Annotated in this window: 17 protein-coding genes; 13 read left to right on the forward strand and 4 right to left on the reverse strand. The window is 39.7% G+C overall.

Annotation, left to right across the window (positions count from 1 at the left end; genetic code table 11):
* The first annotated feature begins 53 nt into the window (after nucleotides 1-53).
* Nucleotides 54-1,178 carry a lysophospholipid acyltransferase family protein gene (locus EHQ24_RS18240; protein ID WP_135603131.1) on the forward strand — a complete coding sequence of 375 codons (1,125 nt, stop codon included), beginning with the start codon at nucleotides 54-56 and terminating at the stop codon, nucleotides 1,176-1,178.
* A complete protein-coding gene (locus tag EHQ24_RS18245) occupies nucleotides 1,165-1,359 on the forward strand; it encodes a hypothetical protein (protein WP_135603020.1) in 195 nt (64 codons plus the stop codon). The genes EHQ24_RS18240 and EHQ24_RS18245 overlap by 14 nt, the downstream gene beginning before the upstream one ends.
* 27 nt (nucleotides 1,360-1,386) lie before the next feature.
* On the opposite strand, the gene EHQ24_RS18250 is transcribed toward EHQ24_RS18245, so the two are convergent.
* Both EHQ24_RS18250 and EHQ24_RS18255 read right to left on the reverse strand, forming a co-directional pair.
* Nucleotides 1,387-2,205 carry a TrmH family RNA methyltransferase gene (locus tag EHQ24_RS18250; protein ID WP_135603021.1) on the reverse strand — a complete coding sequence of 273 codons (819 nt, stop codon included), beginning with the start codon at nucleotides 2,203-2,205 and terminating at the stop codon, nucleotides 1,387-1,389.
* 7 nt (nucleotides 2,206-2,212) lie between these two features.
* On the reverse strand, nucleotides 2,213-4,228 hold the full coding sequence (locus EHQ24_RS18255; RefSeq protein WP_135603022.1) for an oxidoreductase: 2,016 nt from the start codon (nucleotides 4,226-4,228) through the stop codon (nucleotides 2,213-2,215).
* Between the two features lie 78 nt (nucleotides 4,229-4,306).
* On the opposite strand from EHQ24_RS18255, the gene EHQ24_RS18260 reads away from it, so the two are divergent.
* Nucleotides 4,307-4,723: a response regulator gene (locus tag EHQ24_RS18260; RefSeq protein ID WP_135603023.1), complete on the forward strand. Its 417-nt coding sequence runs from the start codon at nucleotides 4,307-4,309 to the stop codon at nucleotides 4,721-4,723.
* Here EHQ24_RS18260 and EHQ24_RS18265 read toward each other — a convergent pair.
* Both EHQ24_RS18265 and EHQ24_RS18270 read right to left on the reverse strand, forming a co-directional pair.
* Entirely contained in the window at nucleotides 4,720-7,299 is a 2,580-nt protein-coding gene (locus tag EHQ24_RS18265) for a PAS domain S-box protein (protein ID WP_425270102.1), read from the reverse strand. The two genes, EHQ24_RS18260 and EHQ24_RS18265, sit on opposite strands and share 4 nt — an antisense overlap.
* Before the next feature lie 117 nt (nucleotides 7,300-7,416).
* A complete protein-coding gene (locus EHQ24_RS18270) occupies nucleotides 7,417-8,175 on the reverse strand; it encodes an SDR family NAD(P)-dependent oxidoreductase (protein ID WP_135603025.1) in 759 nt (252 codons plus the stop codon).
* A 137-nt stretch (nucleotides 8,176-8,312) separates the two neighbouring features.
* Here EHQ24_RS18270 and EHQ24_RS18275 point away from each other — a divergent pair, with 137 nt between their 5' ends.
* From EHQ24_RS18275 to EHQ24_RS18320, 10 genes are all read left to right on the forward strand, one after another.
* A complete protein-coding gene (locus EHQ24_RS18275; protein WP_135603026.1) occupies nucleotides 8,313-10,613 on the forward strand; it encodes a SpoIIE family protein phosphatase in 2,301 nt (766 codons plus the stop codon).
* 47 nt (nucleotides 10,614-10,660) lie between these two features.
* Nucleotides 10,661-12,091, forward strand: a complete 1,431-nt coding sequence (locus EHQ24_RS18280) for an Lcl C-terminal domain-containing protein (RefSeq protein ID WP_135603027.1) — start codon at nucleotides 10,661-10,663, stop codon at nucleotides 12,089-12,091.
* Nucleotides 12,092-12,140: 49 nt separating this feature from the next.
* On the forward strand, nucleotides 12,141-12,836 hold the full coding sequence (locus EHQ24_RS18285) for a hypothetical protein (protein WP_135603028.1): 696 nt from the start codon (nucleotides 12,141-12,143) through the stop codon (nucleotides 12,834-12,836).
* 268 nt (nucleotides 12,837-13,104) lie between these two features.
* Nucleotides 13,105-14,376, forward strand: coding sequence for a Vgb family protein (locus EHQ24_RS18290; RefSeq protein WP_135603029.1), 1,272 nt, complete (start codon nucleotides 13,105-13,107; stop codon nucleotides 14,374-14,376).
* 84 nt (nucleotides 14,377-14,460) lie between these two features.
* Entirely contained in the window at nucleotides 14,461-15,591 is a 1,131-nt protein-coding gene (locus EHQ24_RS18295) for a sensor histidine kinase (RefSeq protein WP_135603030.1), read from the forward strand.
* Nucleotides 15,592-15,754: 163 nt separating this feature from the next.
* Nucleotides 15,755-16,924 carry an ADP-forming succinate--CoA ligase subunit beta gene (gene sucC / locus EHQ24_RS18300; protein ID WP_135603031.1) on the forward strand — a complete coding sequence of 390 codons (1,170 nt, stop codon included), beginning with the start codon at nucleotides 15,755-15,757 and terminating at the stop codon, nucleotides 16,922-16,924.
* 12 nt (nucleotides 16,925-16,936) lie between these two features.
* Nucleotides 16,937-17,827 (forward strand): succinate--CoA ligase subunit alpha, encoded by an 891-nt coding sequence (gene sucD, locus EHQ24_RS18305; protein ID WP_135603032.1) that lies wholly within the window; start codon nucleotides 16,937-16,939, stop codon nucleotides 17,825-17,827.
* A 59-nt stretch (nucleotides 17,828-17,886) separates the two neighbouring features.
* Complete coding sequence (locus EHQ24_RS18310) at nucleotides 17,887-19,428, forward strand: TolC family protein (protein WP_135603033.1); 1,542 nt, start codon at nucleotides 17,887-17,889, stop codon at nucleotides 19,426-19,428.
* A 21-nt stretch (nucleotides 19,429-19,449) separates the two neighbouring features.
* Complete coding sequence (locus EHQ24_RS18315; protein WP_135603034.1) at nucleotides 19,450-20,904, forward strand: SH3 domain-containing protein; 1,455 nt, start codon at nucleotides 19,450-19,452, stop codon at nucleotides 20,902-20,904.
* A gap of 13 nt (nucleotides 20,905-20,917) precedes the next feature.
* Nucleotides 20,918-21,148, forward strand: coding sequence for an FmdB family zinc ribbon protein (locus tag EHQ24_RS18320; RefSeq protein ID WP_135603035.1), 231 nt, complete (start codon nucleotides 20,918-20,920; stop codon nucleotides 21,146-21,148).
* Nucleotides 21,149-21,151 lie beyond the last annotated feature (3 nt).

Genomic DNA, 21,151 nt, shown 5'->3' on the forward strand with positions numbered 1-21,151 from the left:
TTTCTCTCGCTTTCCAATTGACGAAAGACCTACCCAAAGGAATACCAATGGTAATGAAACCTAAAAAACGAACGGTTGCTTACGATTTCCTAATCAAACTTGTGAGTTTCACAAAAAACCTAGTTTTCCATTCAATAGAAGAAAATTTTTCAGACGCAGAAAATCACTTAGAAACACCCTATCCTTCTGCCTTACTCTGCAACCATGTTTCCGAAGCCGATGTAGTTTCCCTTTCTATAGTTTATCCTAGACTCAAACCCAAAATCAAAATGATCATTCCTGCAAGAGAAGACATCTTAGCACCAGGTTTTTTACAAAAGGAATTCCGAGCCAAGGGAGTTCTCAAATGGATCTTCCGATTCATCGATGCCACAAAAATCATTCCATTTTTATTACGTTATATTGGAGCCGTTCCCATCAAACGACCGTTTCGCGACAACACAAGAGAGCTAATCAAAAGAGGCGAGTTAAGAGATACAGTAGATAACGAATGGAATGACCTTGTGGCTCATATTAAAAAAGGTCGAAATTTATTTATGTTTCCAGAAGGCACATACAACCAGGACGGATTTTTAAACCAGGTAAAACGCGGTGCTTATTACATTAAATCCAAAATTGGACAACTTCATTTTAATAGTTTTACACTCACTTACGACCATCTGTCCTATAAAAAAACAAAGTTATATATCAAATATGGAAAACCATTCCAATTTGATCCAGATTTTACCGCCGACCAAGTGGTAAAACTTGTCAGTGAAAAATTAGGTAAAAACTACACAGTTACATTAGGGAACCTCACCTCTTTTGTTTTATTTAAATTTGGAAAGGAAACCAAAATCAAACAACAACAGTTTATAGAGTTACTTTTGAAACTAAAAAAACAAATCGAAATTTCATTCCCAGAAATCACACTTGCATCGGAACTGAAAGGAGAAATTTTTCACGACCAATTGGAATCCATTTTTTCCAATCTAAAAAAGTTCAAACTAATTGACTGGGAAAACCAAATCATTTCTACAAAAGAAAGTCTTTACCATTTACCAAAGTCACTTCATAACTTAAAAAAGATGAATACAGTTTTATATCATAAAAACCAACTGACAGCCCATATGTCTCACTTAGAAGAGATATGGAACGGAGTATTTACAGGACATGGAGCTTATCATGAAACCACTTAAACCCATACGTTTGCTTTTATTTTTTAGTTTATTTTTTGTTGGATGCGGAACCATTTCCCGTGGTTGCGCCAAATACTTTGGTTATGATGAGGTTTGTGTAGACGGAGTCAAATACATCCAATTCACATCAGGAGCAAGTGTGAAATACAACCCGGATGGAACAATAGCCACTTGCCGTTAGATTTTTCAGCAAATTATCTACTTTAAACTATTTCCGGTTCTTTTTTACTTCCCAAAGTAAAATGGAACCGGCAGCCGAAACATTTAGCGAATTCACAACTCCATTCATAGGAATCTTAAGAATGAAATCACAAAGCGATTGTAGATGGACACTCATCCCTTTAGCTTCATTTCCTAAAATGACTAGGATTGGAGAATTTAAAGTTTTATCCACTAACGAAGATTTACCGGTAGAATCAGATCCAACTACCTGAAGACCAACACGTTCTTTTTCTTTTTTTAAAAATGTTTCCAATACAGATAGAGATTCGATGAAAACTATTTTAGTATGAAATATACTCCCAAGGCTTGCACGAATGACTTTAGGTTCATATACATCGATTGCATGGCCCAAAACAAAAACCGCATCGACTAAGAAAGCATCTGCGGATCGCAAAATCGAACCAAAGTTTCCTAAATCACTTGGCCTATCAAAAAGTAAGTAAAATGGATTTTTAACTTCTGGAAGATCTTCTAAATCATAACTCGAAATTTTTGCGGTAACAAGTAACTCTGAAGGATTTTCTTTTTCAGAAAGTTCCAGATACAATTCGGGAGATACTTCCAACTGTTTTACCGAGGGGTTTGACTTTAATACCGATTCCCCCCACTGCGACAAAGTACGCCCTTCCTGAAAAATGATCCTTGTGATCTGCCAACGGGCTGCCATCAATTGTTTGATGTTTTCCGTTCCCTCCACAAACACTTCCTTTTCCTTACTTCTTTTGGTACGGTTGGAACGAAGTGCTTCAAGGATCTGAAACTCAGAATTTTTGACCGAAATTTTCAGCGGTCGTTTTGTACTCATCAAACTTCTAAATGGTTACAGCAAGTCTTGTCCCTTGGTCAATCGCACGTTTGGCATCCAGTTCCGATGCGAGGTCTGCCCCACCAATCAAATGAACAGGAATTTTTGCCAATTCCAAAGGTGCCAGTAATGTACGATTGGGGTCTTGTCCCGCACAAACAACCACTGTATCACATGGAATTTTTCTAGATTCCCCTTTCACTTCAATGACAACCCCGTCAGCTTCAATGGCCTTATAAGTGACCCCAGAGATTTGAGTTACCTTTCGATCTTCCAATGAAGTTTTATGAATCCATCCAGTGGTTTTTCCGAGAGTCGCACCAAACTTACTATTGGAACGTTTTAACATAGTGACTTCTCTGCCAGAATGAGGAGTGTCTTTAGTTCCAAGCCCACCGTCTTTGGAAATGGTTTGGTTGATTCCCCATTCTTTTAGATAATTTTCTTTAGTGAAGTCATGGCCCGCATCCGTTAACAAAAGACTGACATCAAATCCAATCCCACCAGCTCCCATCACAACGGCACGGTTCCCCACTGGTTTTCCTTTTAAAACCACATCCACATAACTGAGTACATTTGGGCCATTGATTCCCGGAATTTCAGGAATTCGAGGGATAACTCCCGTAGCAAGCACGACTTCGTCAAACCCTTGTTGAATGAGATCTTCTGCAGTAACAAAAGTATTGAGTTTTAAGTTCACTCCGTATTTTTTTACCATCTCTCCAAAATAACGAATGGTTTCTTTAAATTCTTCTTTTCCTGGAATCCGGCGAGCAATGTTGAGTTGTCCTCCGAGTTCACTTCCTGCATCAAACAATGTTACAGAATGTCCGCGTTCGGCAAGTGTTGTGGAACAGGCCATGCCACCGGGACCCGCACCCACAACTGCCACTTTTTTTGGTTTGGATGTTTTTGTAATGATCAGATCGGTTTCGTGGCAAGCCCTAGGGTTCACCAAACAACTACAAATTTTTCCTTGGAAGATATGATCGAGACATGCTTGGTTACAAGCAATACAAGTATTGATTTCTGCTGATTTACCTGCGGCTGCTTTGTTGACAAAAGCTGAATCTGCAAGGAAGGGCCTTGCCATAGATACCAAATCTGCATCACCAGCAGCGAGTACTGATTCTGCAATTTCAGGAGTATTGATTCGGTTCGAAGTCACCAGAGGGATGTTTACATGACCTTTTACTTTTGCAGTGACCCAGGTAAAAGCAGCTCTCGGGACCATCATGGCAATGGTAGGAATTCGTGCTTCGTGCCAACCAATCCCTGTATTGATGATGGTGGCTCCCGCTTTTTCAATTTCTTTTGCCAAAATTAAAACTTCGTCAATATTACCCCCATCTTCCACAAGGTCTAACATCGAAAGACGGTAAATGATGATAAAGTCCGTTCCCACTCGTTTGCGAACTGCTTTGATAATTTCAATCGGGAACTTAATGCGATTTTCAAAACTACCACCCCAATCGTCAGTTCTGTTGTTTGTACGTTTGGCAATGAATTGATTGATTAGATATCCTTCACTCCCCATAATTTCAACACCATCATAACCAGCTAATTTGGCGAGTTCTGCACATCTGGCAAAATCTTCTATGGTTTGGTAAATTTCTTCTTCTGTGAGAGGATGGGGTTTGAACATATTGATGGGAGCTCTAAGATTGGATGCCCCCACAATTTTATCATGATAACCATACCTTCCCGTATGTAAAATCTGCATGGCAATTTTTCCACCTTCTTTGTGGACGGCCTCAGTCACTACCTTGTGGTGGTTTGCCTCTTCTTCCGTATCCATCACTCCACCACCGCGAGACACTCGGCCAGCTTCATTGGGAGCAATTCCACCTGTCACAATGAGGGCAACTCCCCCTTTAGCTCTTTCACCATAAAATGCGGCCATTCTTTCATACCCATTGGGTGCCTCTTCCAAACCTGTATGCATAGAGCCCATAATGGTTCGATTTCGTAGAGTTGTGAATCCTAATGATAAAGGAGAAAGAAGATTGGGATAAGATGTCATATGCTACAAAAATAGAAAATGGAAGAATTTGGCAAGATTTACTTGCAATCCATGGGGAAACAGGTATAACAATCCCCTGTGGTTATTGGGACTGAGACTAAAAATAGAAAAAATGCCATTCTCTTTGTAGATGATGAGACCATCATTTTACTGAGCATGAAGTCTCAAGTCAGACAACGTTTCGGAGAAAAATACAAATACCTAACAGCAGACAATGCAAAGGAAGCATGGGATCTTCTCCAAGAATTAGAAGAAGAAGGAAGTTCTGTTTCCGTCATCATTACTGATTGGTCCATGCCTGGAATGAATGGGGATGAATTTTTACGAAAGGTACACCAAACCTATCCAGAGATTGAAAAGGTGATCGTCACAGGTTTTGCAGACCAAAAATCAATGGATGAATTAAACTTGGAAATTGGTCCCATTGTTTGTTTGAAAAAACCTTGGGACGAAGAAGAACTCATCACCACTATTTCCAAGGCAATGGAAACTTAAACATTTTTGGGAAGGTAAATGGAAAATATCGTTTTTCCAGGCACAGAAGAAAGTTCAATCCTACCACCGTGACGTTTCACAATTTTATTTACGATATCGAGACCAAGTCCACTCCCTTCACCAGGAGGTTTGGTGGTAAAAAATGGTTCAAAGATTTTTGATTGGATCTCTTCTGGAACACCTGGACCTGAGTCCCTAAACGAAACCAAAATTTCCTCTCCAAAATCTTTTACTGTAATTTCTAAATCTCCAACAAAGGACATGGCTTGGAGTGCATTATAAATTAAATTGGTCCATACATGCAAAAGATCTTCCGGATAACAATCAATAGGTTCTACTAAATCAAAGTTTTTGACTAAATTGATTCCTCGTTTTAATTGGTTTTGATAAATGGTTAATACGGTTTCTATGGTTTCAGGGATGGAGGCCTTATTTTTTTTCCCACTCACGTCAAACCTGGAAAAATTCTTCAAGGCATACATAATTTTAGAAATTCGATCCACTGCCAATTGAATGGAACGAGTGTTCCTTCGAAATTGGATCTCCAGGGACAAATAATCTAAGAATATTTTTATATAATGGGAATGAAATAAAGGAAGATAACTTGGATCAATTTCGCCGATTCCTAAATCCACCCAAATATCAGCCAGTTCTTCAGCTTGGGCGTTTGTAAATCCGTTGGTCAAAAACAATTCACGATTTCTTTTTTTACGAAGACGATCCTCTTTTCCTGTATAAAATTCAATGGGCCTATCTAAATTTCCAAGAATCGTTTTTAAAATTTTTTGTTCTAGAACTGGAACTGACAAAATGGCTTCCCGAAAGAGCTGGGAAGCAAGCCCATACCTTTTTTGCCAATCCATCATATTCTGGTTGGAGGCTTTTACTGCCCCGATAGGATTATTGATTTCATGGGCGATCCCAGCAATTAACTGTCCTAAGGCGGCGAGTTTTTCCGATTGGATTAATTGCTCCTGGGTTCGTTTTAAATTTTCGAAAGCCATTTCCAATTCTAGTTTTTGTTTTTCAATGAGTTTGTTTTTATCTCTAATTTCTGCATTGATTAAACGTAATTCTTCTACTTCTTTTAAGGGACTCAAATCAAAGATACTATACGCGATGGAATTGGTTTCTTTATAAAGAAATCGTTTGATAGAAACAAGGGCTGGGAAAAAGTCTCCATTTTTTTTCCTACAAACAATTTCTATGGATCCGGCTTGGTTGGTTGAAATTCTTTCTCGAATGATTCGAAGTGATTTTGTGGAAAGTAGGTTTCGTATTTTTAATTGGGGAGTATCTTCCAAATCATAACCAAATAATTTTTGGAATGCAAAATTTGAATCTTTGACTGTTAATCCACCGGCATCAAAAATAAGGAAGGCCTCTGTCGAAAACTGATAAAAAGCTTCAAACCTTTCGTCCGACTTTCGTAATGCTTCTTCACTGAGTTTGATTTCAGTGATATCCAAAACCGTTCCTCGCAGGATCAACGGTTTGCCGTCTTTGGATCTAGTTAGTTTTCCAATGGCTTCAATCCAATGGAGTTTTCCATCTGGATGGTTAATTCGATTGCGAAGCCTATACGCAGACCTACTCGGATCATTCAAAAGATTCGTTGTTTCTTTTGTCATTAATTCCAAATCATCTTTGTAGATTAAAGATAAAAATTTTTCTTCAGTTATTTCAAAATTTTCACCCGGGTATCCATAAATATTATAAGTTTGGGGAGACCAAAATATGGCCCTTGTTTCTAAATCCCAACTCCAAATTCCCATTTTTGCAGCATCAAGCGCCATCATAAGTCTTGATTCTGATTCTTTTAAAGCAAAACTGGCATCGGTTTGTTTGGTGCGATCGATCATTGCACCAAGCAATCGATAGGCGACCCCAAATTCATCGTATAAAAAAATTCCATTGTCTTCAATGTAAACATAGTCACCCAACTTTGTTTGATAACGATATTCAGCAGAAAACTTTTTTTGACTTTCCGAAGATTCTCGAAATAATTTCAAAGTAGTTTCTCTATCTTCTGGATGGATGAAAGCAAACCATTCTGAAAATCCAAACTTTTGGTATTCTTCTGCAGAAAAACCGGTAATTTCTTCAATGGCACCACCCCAATGATTATTACCAGATCGAATGTCCATATCATACACTAAACTTAATGACAGTTCGGTGATCATACGATATTTGGATTCACTGTATTCTAAGGCTTTTTGTTTTAAAACATTCTCTGTTATATCTGTAATGAGAAAAACTAAAAAGGAAAGTTCTCCTTCTTTATTGAATACCGGAGATCCATTGATCGAGAGGTATTTTTTATTTCCTGACGAATCTTCAATGGCATGGCGAATGTCTGTGACTGGTTTTTTAGTTTTTAAGATAATATTGAAGGGTTGGTCTTCTTCCCTCCAAAGTCCACCGTCGAGAGAAGTATTTTTCCATTCAGGTGCATCGTATGTTCGGGAAAGGATGTCATTCAAACGGATGCCTAGAACTGACTCAGATGCCGGGTTGGCATAACGAATTTGTCCCAATAGATTGAGAACCATCATGGCAGTGGAACTGACATTCATGATGGTTGTCAAAAGTTCCGCTTCGACAAAGGTTTCTTCGACGGAGAGACCTCTCAGTGATCTCTCGCCGTCCTTACCTTCGCCTTTTGAAAACTTAGGATCCACTAGAGTGTAGACTTATTTTTTTAATGAATCCAATTTAGATGCTTCGATTTTTTGATAAACCGGCAAAATGAAAAACAAAAACCGATCTAACACCTGGATGAAACGAAACAGAAAAGAAGGATACACTTCTTTGGAATCAGATAGAATTCCCTTCACCACCTTTTTGGCAACAGTTTCTGCCGTTTGGCTTGGGAAAGGAACGGGTACTTTTTTCCCAGCCGAATCAAAGAACTTGGTTCTTGTTGCTATCGGGTAAACAACCATCACACGGTTTCCTGGTTTTAATTCAAAACGGTAAGCATCAATAAAGGAACGAACTGCTGCTTTCGTGGAAGAATACTGAGCATATCCAGGTAGTGCTAAATGACTCATGGCCGAAGCAGTGACTACGAATAAAAAAGGCTCTTTCCTTGTATGATTGAGCGAAATGAGTGTGTATAAGGGCGAAAATACATTTGTGCTATAAATTCGATCAATTCTGTCCCAATCAGCATTCTCAATGACTTCGTAATAAGCAAAACCTGCATTCGCATAAAAAATATCAATGCCACCCAATTTTTTATCTGCATCTTTTAATAATTTATCCAAATTTTCTTTTTTAGATACGTCGCATTTGTAAGGGATGACACTCGGATGTTCTAGAATGTTTTTTTCATTTAAATCACAAGCAAGGATTTTGACCCCTTCGTGCTTTAACACTTGCAATACGGTTTCTTTTCCGATTCCGGAACCGGCACCGGTAATTACGATTCTTTTGTTTTTTAGTTCCATATTGGTGAAACCTAAAGGAGAGAGATTCGGAATAAAGTTCTTTTTGATGAGATGTCTAACTTTTTTAGAACATTTCTATAAAAAATCTTTACTAACTATTTTTTATCCTTAAATTTTGTTTTCCCCGGAGAATCGGAATGAGCAGCTTTTTTGATCGGATTTTCAAATTCTTCTATAAATACATATCTTACAGTTTTGCCATTGTATTTTTCTCCCTGCTAGGTGCCTTTTTCGGGGCCTTTTATGCTTACTTCTTTGGATCTGCCCTAATCCCCGATTTTACGATGGCAAACCACCCTGAAGTGGTTTTGGTATTTGTTGTTTCTACTTTATTTGCAGCCCTTGGGCATAGCATTGAGTTTGGAATCTTAGCCCCCATTGGTTACCAAGGATTTCGTTCCGACACAAAAAAATTAAACACAACACTAAAACCCAATGAGACCATTCGTCATAAGGACATACTTGAATTAGAAAACATTTTAAAATCCATTATTGATTTTCCTAAAGAGAATATGTTTGCGGCTGTCCGTTATGCTTGTTTTGTATTCCTTTCGGTAATGGTCACTTATCTCATTTACAAATACCCAATTTATGAACTGGCTCTTATTTTTATCGGTTGGCTTGCTGCTGTTTTTGTCTACGGAGGATTTTCTTATATCATCTCCGATTATTTTACAGGTGCAAAACGAGTGGAGATCAAAAAAATCTTAGCGTATAGAGATGTTACCATTCATAAAAATTATGGAATCATGAGTTTAAAAGGAAAATTTATTTTTTTACTCATTCTTATTTTATTATCGCTCAGTGTGCTTGCCGTATTTATCTCTTTTGAAAATGCCAGTCTTGTGAAAATTTCAGCCTTCATTACCATGACTTTTTTTGAAGCTGTCATTTTGATTTTTATGTTTTTCCAATCCATCAATTTAACCTTAGAACAAATCAATGAATCTGCAAATAGTTTGGCGAGTGGAGGCCGCGGTGCCCTTCCGATTTTATCAATCGATAAAGAATTCATTCAATTTGCGGAAAATTTTGAAAAAGCCACACGAGAAGTAGGAAGGATCAGAGAAAACTTACAAGAATTAGTGGAAGCAAAAACTTCTGAACTCAGAAACAGTTTAGAAATTGTAGAATCACTGAAAAAACAACAAGATGGGGATTATTTTTTAACTTCTCTACTCATCAAACCACTGAGTTTAAACAAAACTCTTGGTTCCAACGTAAAAACAGATTTTTTCATCAAACAAAAGAAAACCTTCACATTTCATGGGAGAGAAAATGAAATTGGTGGGGATATTTGTATCACAAGGACTTTGTCACTTCGAGGTAAAGATTATACTTTTTTTCTGAATGCCGATGCCATGGGAAAATCTTTACAAGGGGCAGGAGGAGTTCTTGTTCTTGGTGCTGCCGTCCAATCCATCTTAGAACGTTCCATCGCAGTCCAATCTGTCAAACTTCTCTATGCAGAAAGATGGATTAAAAATGCCTACCAAGAACTCCACCATATATTTGAAAGTTTCGATTGTTCTATGTTAGTTTCCATGGTTATGGGGCTCATTGATGATGAAACTGGACTCGTTTATTATTTAAATGCAGAACATCCTTGGTCTGTTTTATTCCGAAACGAAAAAGCTGAGTTCATTAAAAACAATTCCGAACTGAGAAAACTAGGAACCCCTGTCAAAGAAAATTCGTTAGAAATATCCACCTTACAGTTGCAACCTGGAGATGTATTGGTTTTAGGATCAGACGGCCGAGACGATATAGAATTTGTCAGTATGGAAGAATTACGAAAAATCAACCATGACGAAGAATTATTTTTACACCATGTAGAAAAAGGGAAAGGAGATCTAAAATCCATATACAAATCCATTTTAGAAACGGGAGAACTCACCGATGACTTAAGTCTTATGCGAATTTCTTTTAAGGAGAATACAACTCTCCCGGCTAGATCCATCCGCAAGGAATCCTATGAACTTATGAGAAAGGCAAGAACCAATATCAAAGAAGGCCAATTGGAAAAAGCCAAACAGAATTTGATCGATGCCAATAAAATTAACCCCGAAAACCAAGAAATTTCCAGAGCCCTCATCCGCCTCCTTGTCAGAATGAAAGACTATAGTTTTGCCGCAGAAAAATTAAACGCCTATATTGAAGAATTTCCAGGTGATACTGATCTCATTTATCTGGCATCCTTCACTTACAAACAAACCAAAGAATATGGAAAAGCCATTGATATGGGGGAAAGGATTCGGCTTCGGAACCCAGGCCACTTATCCAACTTATTGCGTCTTGTACAATTGTATCTTTTAATAGGCAATTTGCCTAAGGCAGAAAAAACTTTAGGTCTCACATCCTTTCTAACAGCCGATTCCAAACGAATCGAAAGTTTTAGACTACAAATCGAGGACTATAAGAAGAAAGTTCTTGATTAAAACCCTAAATCATTTTAGGAAGGATCTGCTCCCTAGTGTAGATTTTCATGTTATCAAGAACCAAAAGAACAATCTGTACTTTTCTGGTTCTATTTCTGCCACTTTTCTGCCAGAGGTCAAACTTAAATAACCTCTGTGATCCCAAATCAGATGACTACTTAGAAAGTTTACTTGTTAGATACATTAACTTTGATGAGACGCCGCATTGTGGACTGGTCTTAAAAGTTGACCCACCCACATTTTTAATTTGTCCCCCACTCACACCTAAGGTAAATGGAAGTTTCTTTATTGAAGGTTTTGAATCGGATGGAAATCGTTTGAGTTTTTCCTCTTCACCCCCACTTCCAGAAGGAATTTCTTTTTCTCCTTTTGCAGGTTCCCTCCAAGGAAGTTATTCCGGTTGGAAAGCAAATCGGGAATCCTATACCATTACCGCAAGTAACCCGAAAGGGAGTGCTAGTTGTACATACCAACCAGCTTGGATGGGAAAACTTCCCTTAAAAACCAATATCACAACTTGTTACGATGGTGCGACTATACCAAATTTAGATCCAAGTTGTTCTGTCATTCCAGGCCAAGATGGACAATTTCAAAAGGGGATTTCACAAAGTTTTATCGGCCCGACCCTTGTCGCAGGTGTGGAAATCACAACCGATCTCAATACGGGACTCGTTTGGACTAGTTGCCAAAGGGGAAAAAATTCCATTGGTTGTTCGACAACAGGAACGACCGACTTTCAATTTATGCCAGCTCGAACTGAATGCGCCAGTCTCAATGCGGGATCTGGATTTGCCGGTCGCACTGACTGGAGGGTTCCGGAAATCGATGAGTATATTAGTACATTCGATTATTCACTAGCAAATCCTTCCATCAACCAAACCTATTTTCCAGCAACCGATAGTTGGAATTATAAAACAAATACAGAAAGTAACCCAGGAGCTGGTGCATTCTACCCCACTTTTATTGAATCTAGTATTGGATCTGGAAGTTTTAGTGACAATCACCGTTTGCGTTGTATTTCCAACGGGACTCCTCCCAAGAACAAACGACTCCAAAACAATAACGATGGAACCATTCTTGACCTAGATACTTCTCTCGTTTGGCAAAGATGTACCGCTGGCCTAACGAACCTCACTACTTGCACTGGCGGAGCAGAACTCACCACCAATTGGTCTGGGGCCATCAGCTATTGCCAAAATTTAAACCTAGCTGGAAGAACTTGGAGACTTCCTAATGCCAATGAACTAAGAAGTTTACTGGATTTCTATCTTACTTATGGAAATCCAGGAGTTGACCCTATTTACTTTCCGAATACTAATGTTTCCCTCGGCCCCCCTAGCATTAACTACTGGACATCGACGACTCGGCTAGCAGATCCTTCAGAAGCTTTTATCGTTTTTTTTGGTTATTCCAGTGGCGGCTCTATTGCAAAATCAAACAATGCGGACAATCGTATCCGTTGTGTTTCCGATTTTTAAGGTTTGGCGAAAAAACGAATCGATAAAAAAATAGGACTCTCTAGTCTATATGTTAAGAACTTTTCCTTTTCTCCTTCTATTTTTTCTTTTTCATTGCACCACCATTGGATTTCATCAAAAAGATACCCGAGAAAAAATTTCCTTTGGCCAAGAATCCAAATTCAGAGTTTGCCTACTTTCTGAACCAGATATCACGAAAAAAGAAATTGCTGATTTATTTACTGCGTGGAACGAAGAGTTGTCTTTGTACCAACTAAAAGCGGAACCTATCCATTTAGGTGTTATGGATAGGCCAGGATTTTGGGGAGCTGATATCTTGGGATACCTAATGTCGACTCCCCTAACAAAAGATTGTGACAGACTTGTTTATTTCAAAGGTAGAACTTGGGGGGATATGGCTTTCGAAGTTTTGACTCTTGGCATTTTTGCTGGTGTAGGAATCAAACTAGAAATCCAAGGGGCTGTGGAAGGCCAGTCCAATACAAGAGGGTATATCAAGGCAAAATACCAATCGACCATTCAACTTTTATTCACAAGCCCCAAATCCACACTGATCCATGAAGGTTACCACTTACTTGGCTGTGGCCACCAACTTTTTATGAAAGATTGTTATGAAAAAATTCGGGATGTAAAACTCCTTCTCGCTGATCCAGAAAGAGATCCTAACTTTTTTCCAAACCTAACAACCTCCGGAAAAAAAATATTAAATCGGTCGCAAGTTCTCATCTATTCTAACATCGATTAAATTTCAGTGATAAGGCAAGTTTTTTGTCGATTCGCCTTCTTTTGCATCCAGACCGATGGCAAAAATGCATAGAAAAACAAAATTAAAGAGGACATTCATCTTTAGAACCTTTTGCACAATCGTTCAGCAAAGTGGCGGAACGGAACATAGTCAACTGCGTTAAAAATAAATCCAAGTTTTTACTACGGACTCATCCGCAAGATTTGGAAATATCTTTCTCGCTTGATTCTGCACTCCCCTTTCTTATACCAGGTTAACTTTAGTATTTATGAATCGATTATTGATTTTCTGGTTTGTATTTTTATTTATCCTATCTTGCGCAAAACCGAATACAGGCAATGCTTGCGACTTCGAAGATTCAATCTTCCTACCCAACCTTTTTTACAGGCTCATCTCTAAAGACAAAAGTAACCAATGTGGATACAATCTGTCTGAAAAGGTACCTGCTTGTAATCTCTCCTACGAAGAAACTCATTTAGCTGAAAATTGGCCCCAAGTGAAGACAGAAGTGGAATCACAATTTGCCCTGGGATCAGAGGGATCTGAATCTTTATCGCAATATAGACCGGAAACAGTTCTCACTGTCATCGGTGGCAACGAAACCACTGCCTTTCAAGGAGCCCTCAATGCACCAAATGGAGAAATTTATTTTCTACCATATGATTCCACAATGTTTTTATCTGTTAACCCCATAACAAAAACTTTCGTGAATGCAGGAACCGCTCCAGGTGGAGTTGCCTCCATCGGAGGGGCCCTTGGACCAGCAGGAAAAATTTATTTTTCTCCACACTTATCCAGCGATTTCCTTACCATTGATACAACAAATGTGAACCAACAAAAAGTTGTGGCGACTCAGACTATGGGTTCGGCCGCTTATAACGGGGCAATATACGCACCTAACGGTAAAATTTATTTTGTACCAAGTAGCCAAACCATCATTCGTTATTATGATACAATTAACGAAACAGTTGGTACGGTAGCAACGCCAACTTCGGGAGGATTTTCTAATGGCGTAATCACTCCCGATGGTAAAATTTATTTCATCCCCTTCACATCAACTACTATGTATATTTTGGACACTAATAACGATTCGGTGACATCTCACCCATATGTGTTCTCAGGATCCAATAAATACATCTCAGGAATCCTCACGCCCAATGGTAGAATCTATATGATTCCTTTTGAAAATATACCAGTGATTTATCTAGAGTTAGCCACTCAAAATATTGTTCCAGTCGGGAACATTCCCTCTGCCGGAAGTGCAATGTTCAATGGGGCAGTTCTTGCGCCCAATGGAAAGATCTACCCTGTTCCATTTGCTTATAACAACTTTATCTCGATTGATACAAAAGATAATACCATAGCCACCCTGTTTCCGAATCCCAGTGGCACTTCTGCTTACCGGGGAGGAGCACTCAGTGCGGATGGAGATATCTACTTGGCGCCTCATGGAGCGAATCGATTTGATCTGATTCGAACCAATTCGAAAGGAAAGTTCTGTGATTCCCTCCGCCTTTCTCCTTATTGGAACAAACTTTAATCAAAAAAAGAATGACATAATTTCGGAAATTGGTGCGTCAGATGGGTGGTAAGGGTAGTTTTCCTTGCAAAAGATAGAACCCCTATGTTTTCTCTAAAAAATAACCTTCCGACTACCTTTGTTCTATTTGCAAACAGCCTCCCCCATGCGGTTTTTGTTTTTGAGTCACCAACCGCAGAACTCTCGTTAGAAAGTCATCTGATCTATACAAACGCCAATGCACATTCTATTTTAGATCTAAAACCAAATCATAAAAATACACAAACGATCTTAGATCTATTTCCAAGATTCCAATCAGATGGATTTTTTTCTCAGATCCTTCACTCGTTGGAAGAAGGAAAACCATCTAGGATAGTCATCAGTCACCAAGAACTTTTTCAGAAAGATACGAGTAATAAAAAAATCTATTCCTTACAAACAGCGATTCTTACGGCCAACCAGTTTTCTTTCCTATTGGAAGATATCACTGAAACTGTGGAGGCGATGGAGAATACAGATAAGATGTTACATTTTACTGGGATCCAAAATAGTCGTTTGCAGAATTTTGCTTATATCATCTCACATAATGTCAGACAACACTCGGCTAATTTTAAATCCCTCATTGGTTTGTTAGAGGAGAATCTCACGGCAGAGGAGAAAAAAAGTATCATGGAAATGTTACATACTTCTGCGGACAAATTGAATGAAACCATCATCCATCTAAATGATATTGTATCCATTGGACAAATGTTAAACAAACCAACGGAAGTTTGTTCTTTGGAAAAAGAAATTCAGAAAACCTTAAACATCCTCAAAGGATCACTTGAGTCCAGAAAAATCCAAATCATCCTCGAATTGGAATCCAATTTAAATCTTAGAATCATCCCGGTATATTTAGAAAGTATCCTTCTAAACTTAATTTCTAATGCTGTTAAGTACATAAGGTTGAAAGAAGGAGCTTTCCTTCGGATCATCGCTTTTAAGAAAGAAAACCAAGTTCATCTCGTCTTTGAAGACAATGGACTCGGAATCAATTTAGAGAAACACGGAGACAAAATCTTTGGTATGTTCAAAACCTTTCATAAAAATGAAGATGCTCGGGGGATAGGACTCTTTATTACAAAATCCCAGGTGGAGGTTCTCGGCGGAACCATCACAGTGGAAAGTTTGGAAGGAAAAGGTTCCACGTTCACCGTGATACTCCCAGACTCTCCAGATGAATCCCTCTATATCTAGTTCCCCATTGTACTATTTTTATACAACTCGAGGTAACTCCTTACCCAAAGTTTGGATGGTAAGATCTCCCCATTCTGTCTTGACAATCTCACCCAACACACGAGCCTTACCCTAGTGATCCGTCGGCAAAACCTTCGGACGTACCAATGACATAAGGAAATCCATGAAAGTCCACGAATACCAGGCCAAAGAAATCCTACGTAGACACAATGCCAACGTTCCCTTCGGAAAGGTCATCGACACAGTCGGTGATTTCGAAAAGGCATACAGCGAAGTTGTCCAAAAATCACCCGTAGTGGTGGTGAAAGCCCAAATCCACGCTGGTGGACGAGGAAAAGGTGGCGGTGTCAAGGTTGCCAAAACCAAAGAAGACGCTAAAGCCGCTGCTGAGAGAATTCTCGGGATGCAACTCATCACCCCTCAAACCGGTGAAGAAGGAAAAAAAGTTCTAAAAATCTATTTGGAACAAGGTCTTGAAATCGCAAAAGAATACTACCTTTCCATCCTACTCGATCGTGCTTTCCGCAAAACCATCATTATGGCTTCTACCGAAGGTGGAATGGAAATCGAGGAAGTTGCAGAAACTCATCCAGAAAAAATCATCAAAATCCAAATTGATCCAGGAATCGGAATCCAAGGTTCTCAAATCCGTGAACTCGCATTTGCTTTAGGAATCCCAGCGGAGGCTCAAAAGTCCTTCTCTGCTCTTGTAAACTCAATTTACAACGCATACATCAAAGAAGATGCAGCGCTATTGGAAATCAACCCCCTCATCCTAACAAAACAAAACGAAATCGTTGCCGGTGACTGCAAGATGGACTTGGATGAAAACGCACTCTATCGCCACCCTGAAAACGAAGCTCTTCGTGATATCTCCGAAGAAGATCCATATGAAGTAAAAGCAAAAGAATACAACCTCAACTACGTAAAGTTAGATGGTAACATTGGTTGTATGGTAAATGGTGCAGGTCTTGCTATGGCAACTATGGACATCGTAAAGTTAGCTGGTGCTGAACCTGCAAACTTTTTGGACGTCGGAGGTGGAGCAAACCCTACTACTGTAGAAAACGGTTTCCGTCTTATCCTTTCTGATCCAAACGTAAAAGGTATCTTTGTAAACGTATTCGGTGGTATCGTTCGTTGTGACCGAGTGGCTCTTGGAATTATAGAAGCTACAAAAAAGGTAAATGTATCGGTTCCAGTAGTGGTTCGATTGAAAGGAACCAATGCGGAAGAAGGAAAAAAAATCCTGAACGAATCCGGTATGAACATTGTGGGAGTGGAAGGACTCCGTGAAGCGGCAGACAAAATCGTCTCCCTAATCAAAAAATAGGAACTATAAAACATGACTGTATTAGTTGACGCAAACACAAGAGTAGTCGTCCAAGGGATCACCGGTAAGGAAGGATCCTTTCATGCGACTCAAATGTTAGAATATGGTACAAAAGTGGTTGCAGGGGTCACTCCAGGCAAAGGCGGACAAACCTGGACTTCCGAAACTGGAAAAACAGCTCCCGTTCGTAACACCATTAAAGAAGCGATGATCCAAGATGGTGCAAACGCTGCGATTATCTTTGTTCCACCTCCATTCGCAGCGGATGCGATTTTAGAAGGAATCTTTGCTGAGATCCCACTTGTGGTTTGTATCACAGAGGGAATCCCGACTCACGATATGCTAAAAGTATATAGCGTACTTCGTAATTCCAAAACCAAACTGGTTGGACCAAACTGCCCTGGGGTCATCAACCCTCTTCATAAAGTGAAAATGGGAATTATGCCAGGTTTCATCCACACTCCAGGAAAGATCGGGATCGTTTCTCGTTCTGGAACTTTGACTTATGAATCCGTTGCTTCCTTAACTGCGGCTGGTCTTGGCCAGTCCACTTGTATCGGAATCGGGGGAGACCCAGTACCAGGAATGAACCATACAGAAGCGGTTCGTCTCCTCAACGAAGATCCAGATACAGAGGGAATCGTAATGATTGGTGAGATCGGTGGAACTTCGGAAGAAGAAGCTGCTGCTTACATCAAAGCTCACGTGAAAAAACCAGTGGTTGGTTTCATTGCAGGCCAAACAGCTCCTCCAGGAAAACGTATGGGCCATGCCGGTGCGATCATTTCAGGTGGAATGGGAACTGCCACTTCTAAAATTGCGGCAATGCAAGACGCTGGTGTCAGCATCTGCGCGCACATTGGTGAAGTTGGCGATAAAATGAAGGCAGCCCTTAAAAAATAAGGGTTTGCCTCAAAAAAAAAACAGCTATTCAAGGGGAATGGGGAGTCTGAATTAAGAGTATGGAACAACGTTCATGGGTTTCAAGTACATTGATTCTCCTCGTTTCCGTGGGCCTTTTGGCTGCGGAATCTGGAGATAAGGGATTTACACTTAGCTTACAAGACGCAGTCAAGTATGCCATAGAAAACAACCGCGAGGTCATGCAGGCCCGTTTAGAGTTAGCAAAAGCTGACTCCAACCTCATGAAGTTTGAGGGAAAGTATTCTTGGCGCGCTCTTTCTAAAGCGGAATTGGATGAAAAAAAATTCCCTTTCAACCAAAACAATATCTTTACGGGAACAAAAACCCAAACCACCACTTATAGTGCTGGACTCGAAAAACTATTCACAACAGGAACTTACTTCAAACTAGAAGCCAAGTCGCAACGTTTTGACTCAAACGCTTTTGAAGATCCAAACAAAACTCCTGCGGGATTTACTGCTCTTGGACTTCCACCGTTATACACTGATACCCTTTCTGTCACCATTGCACAGGATTTACTAAAAAATGCTTTTGGTGCTAACGAAAGGAATATGGAAAAAATCCTAGAAAACCAAACAGAGATCATGCGCGAGCAAATGGAAGACCAAGTCGCAAACAAAGTGGTAGCCACTCTTGTTGACTATTGGAACTACTCTGTAAAGGAATCAGGATACCAAACCTTCGAACAACTTTTAAAAAATACAAAAACCGTTCGTGACTTAACCATTCGGAAACAAGGACTCGGACTTTCTGAAAGTTTCGAAGTCAACCAGTGGAATGCCCTCCTCTCTCAAGTGGAAGGACAGATGGCACAGGCTGTTGCTGAAAAAGAAGAAGCACGAAGAAAACTGATTCGTTCTTTGAACCTTCCCGAAGATACTGTTTTCCAAAAAACAACTCCACTTTCGGAAACTCTTCCAACAAAGCTGGATTACGCAGCAGATATCGATTACGCATACAAACATAGAGCCGATTTCAAAGCCATTGTTCGCAAAAAAGAAAATGCAGAACTCTCTATGAAAACTGCAAAAAACGAAGCGCTTCCTAGTTTGAAAGCAGCGGGAACTTACGGATACCAAGCACAAAATTTGGTTAGCCCACAAAACAATTATACTGACAAGGGAGCAGGTGTGTTTTCATACCAATACCCTGTGATGCAAGGGTCTTTAGATCTAAGTTATCCAATTATGGACAAAGGTGTGAAGGCTGGAATTCGAGATGCAGAAATCCAAAAACGCCAGGTATCTTTGGAAGAAGCAGACCTGACAAAGGCAGTTTCTGATGATGTCAAAACAAGAATCGATATTTTAAAAGCATCTTTCCAAGTGATGGAAAATGCAAAACGCACAGAAGAAGAATCTAAAAAATACTACAACGGTGTTTTGCGTTCTTTCCAACAAGGAAGGTTCAATGCATTGGCAGTTAAAAATGCTTTAGACACTCATGTGCAAGACCAGTTGTCCCTAGTTCGAGCAAAAGTTGACTACAATATCAATTTACATCGCTACTATGTTGCTAAAAATGCATTGTTTGAAGAATACGGAGTGGAAAGATCCAAACTCCTACCTGAAAATCTTTAATTAAAGAAACGGGAGAATCATTTGATTAGATCCCGTGTGTTTTTTGCCCTTGCTCTTCTTTTTTCATTCATAGTCATTGTTACCTATGCCTTTGTTGACTTTCGAGAAAGAGAAGACAAGGCGTATGACCTTTATCAATCGGAATCCTACCTCAAAGTTCTAAAACTCTACTCCGATACAGAAATTCCTTCCAGTGAATTAGAACTTACCATTCTATCCCAAACCATTTCCCAGTTAGAAAAAAAACTAAACGAAAAAGGTTCACCAAAAGATCTTATTTCTTTTTTCAAAAAAAGTTCCTTAACCAAACTCATCGAATGGGAAACCACCAGAGGAACCTATTACCATATTGAAGACCCATATTTTTCGCATTTGAAAAAACATGGAGATGGATACAAAAGGGCCCTCATCACTAAAATTGGAACTTTATCCAAACCCATTCCGAAATCGGAAGTCACCCACCTCCTCCTCTTACTCATCTTAGAAGACCCACGAGGTATGGAGGAGAGTTTCAGTCGGTCACTGGCAAACCTACTCAGTTTTCCTTTTGAACCAATCGGTGAAATCGAATCGGAATTTTTACTCCAGAGTTTACACTTCTTAGCCAATACACCGAATACCCTTCTCTCCCACCAAACAGCTACCATACGAGGAAAAAATGTAAACCTCCGGAGTGGCCCTGGACGTGAAAATGCAGAAGTGGGAAAAATCAGCGAACCCGAACTTAGTTTTTGTTTAGAAGAAGATGCCGGCACAGAAACCATCGCTGGCCATAACGGTCATTGGAAACGTTGTTACTTTCCTAACTTACAAAAATCAGCTTGGATCTTTTCTGGATTTTTAACAGAAGTGCCACCAAATCCAAACATCGTTGCCGAATTTGAAAAACGTTTTAAGGCTGTAGACAATGAGGTGCGAATCGATTTCGAAGGTTGGAACGGGAACCAAATCCCATCCACTTTTTTTGGGACTTACATTCCTAGAGAATCTGTCAGGGTTTCAGGAGAAACAGGATTTCCCATCTATGGAAAATCAAAAGGATCCAAAGGCACCGAACGGATTTGTAAAAAACTATCAGGTGATAAAAACTATTTTGAGTTTTCGTTTAGCCCTACAGACTCCGAAGTTCCTATCAGCTTTTTAGAACTCCATTTAAACTATGACAACCGAGAACACCTTGCCTATTCCATCTCCCTGGATAAAGAATCCATTTGGGTAAATAAAAATCGATATGTCCTCGACGGCGAAAAAAGAAGAGAAAATCTGTCCTTACACATTGAATCCCGAGACGGGGACAAATGGAACGCAAGCCTCTGGAGGCGAAATACAGGACTCATTCAGTCCATTCGTTCCTTCCCTATGGATGAATCAGCCTTGGTGTCTGGCCGGTATTCCTGGGAAATTTGTCTCCCACTGACAAAGGAACCAAATCGGGAACAAGTGTTACTCTTTGAAATTAGAACGGGAATCCATTAGAGGGGGAAAATTTATGGCTACCTACGATTACCATTGTCATACATGTGGAAAAGACTTTGAACACGTTCAATCAATGAAAGATGATGCACTGACCCTGTGCCTCTGTGGAAAAAATGGATCTGTCGAACGCCGCATTTCCGCTAGTGCCGGAATCATCTTTAAAGGATCTGGATTTTATGTTACCGATTATAAAAAAGACAGTTCCACGCCATCTTCCGGCAGTACGGATTCTGGATCTAAATAAGGT

The organism is Leptospira noumeaensis (assembly GCF_004770765.1).
Classification (GTDB): domain Bacteria; phylum Spirochaetota; class Leptospiria; order Leptospirales; family Leptospiraceae; genus Leptospira_A; species Leptospira_A noumeaensis.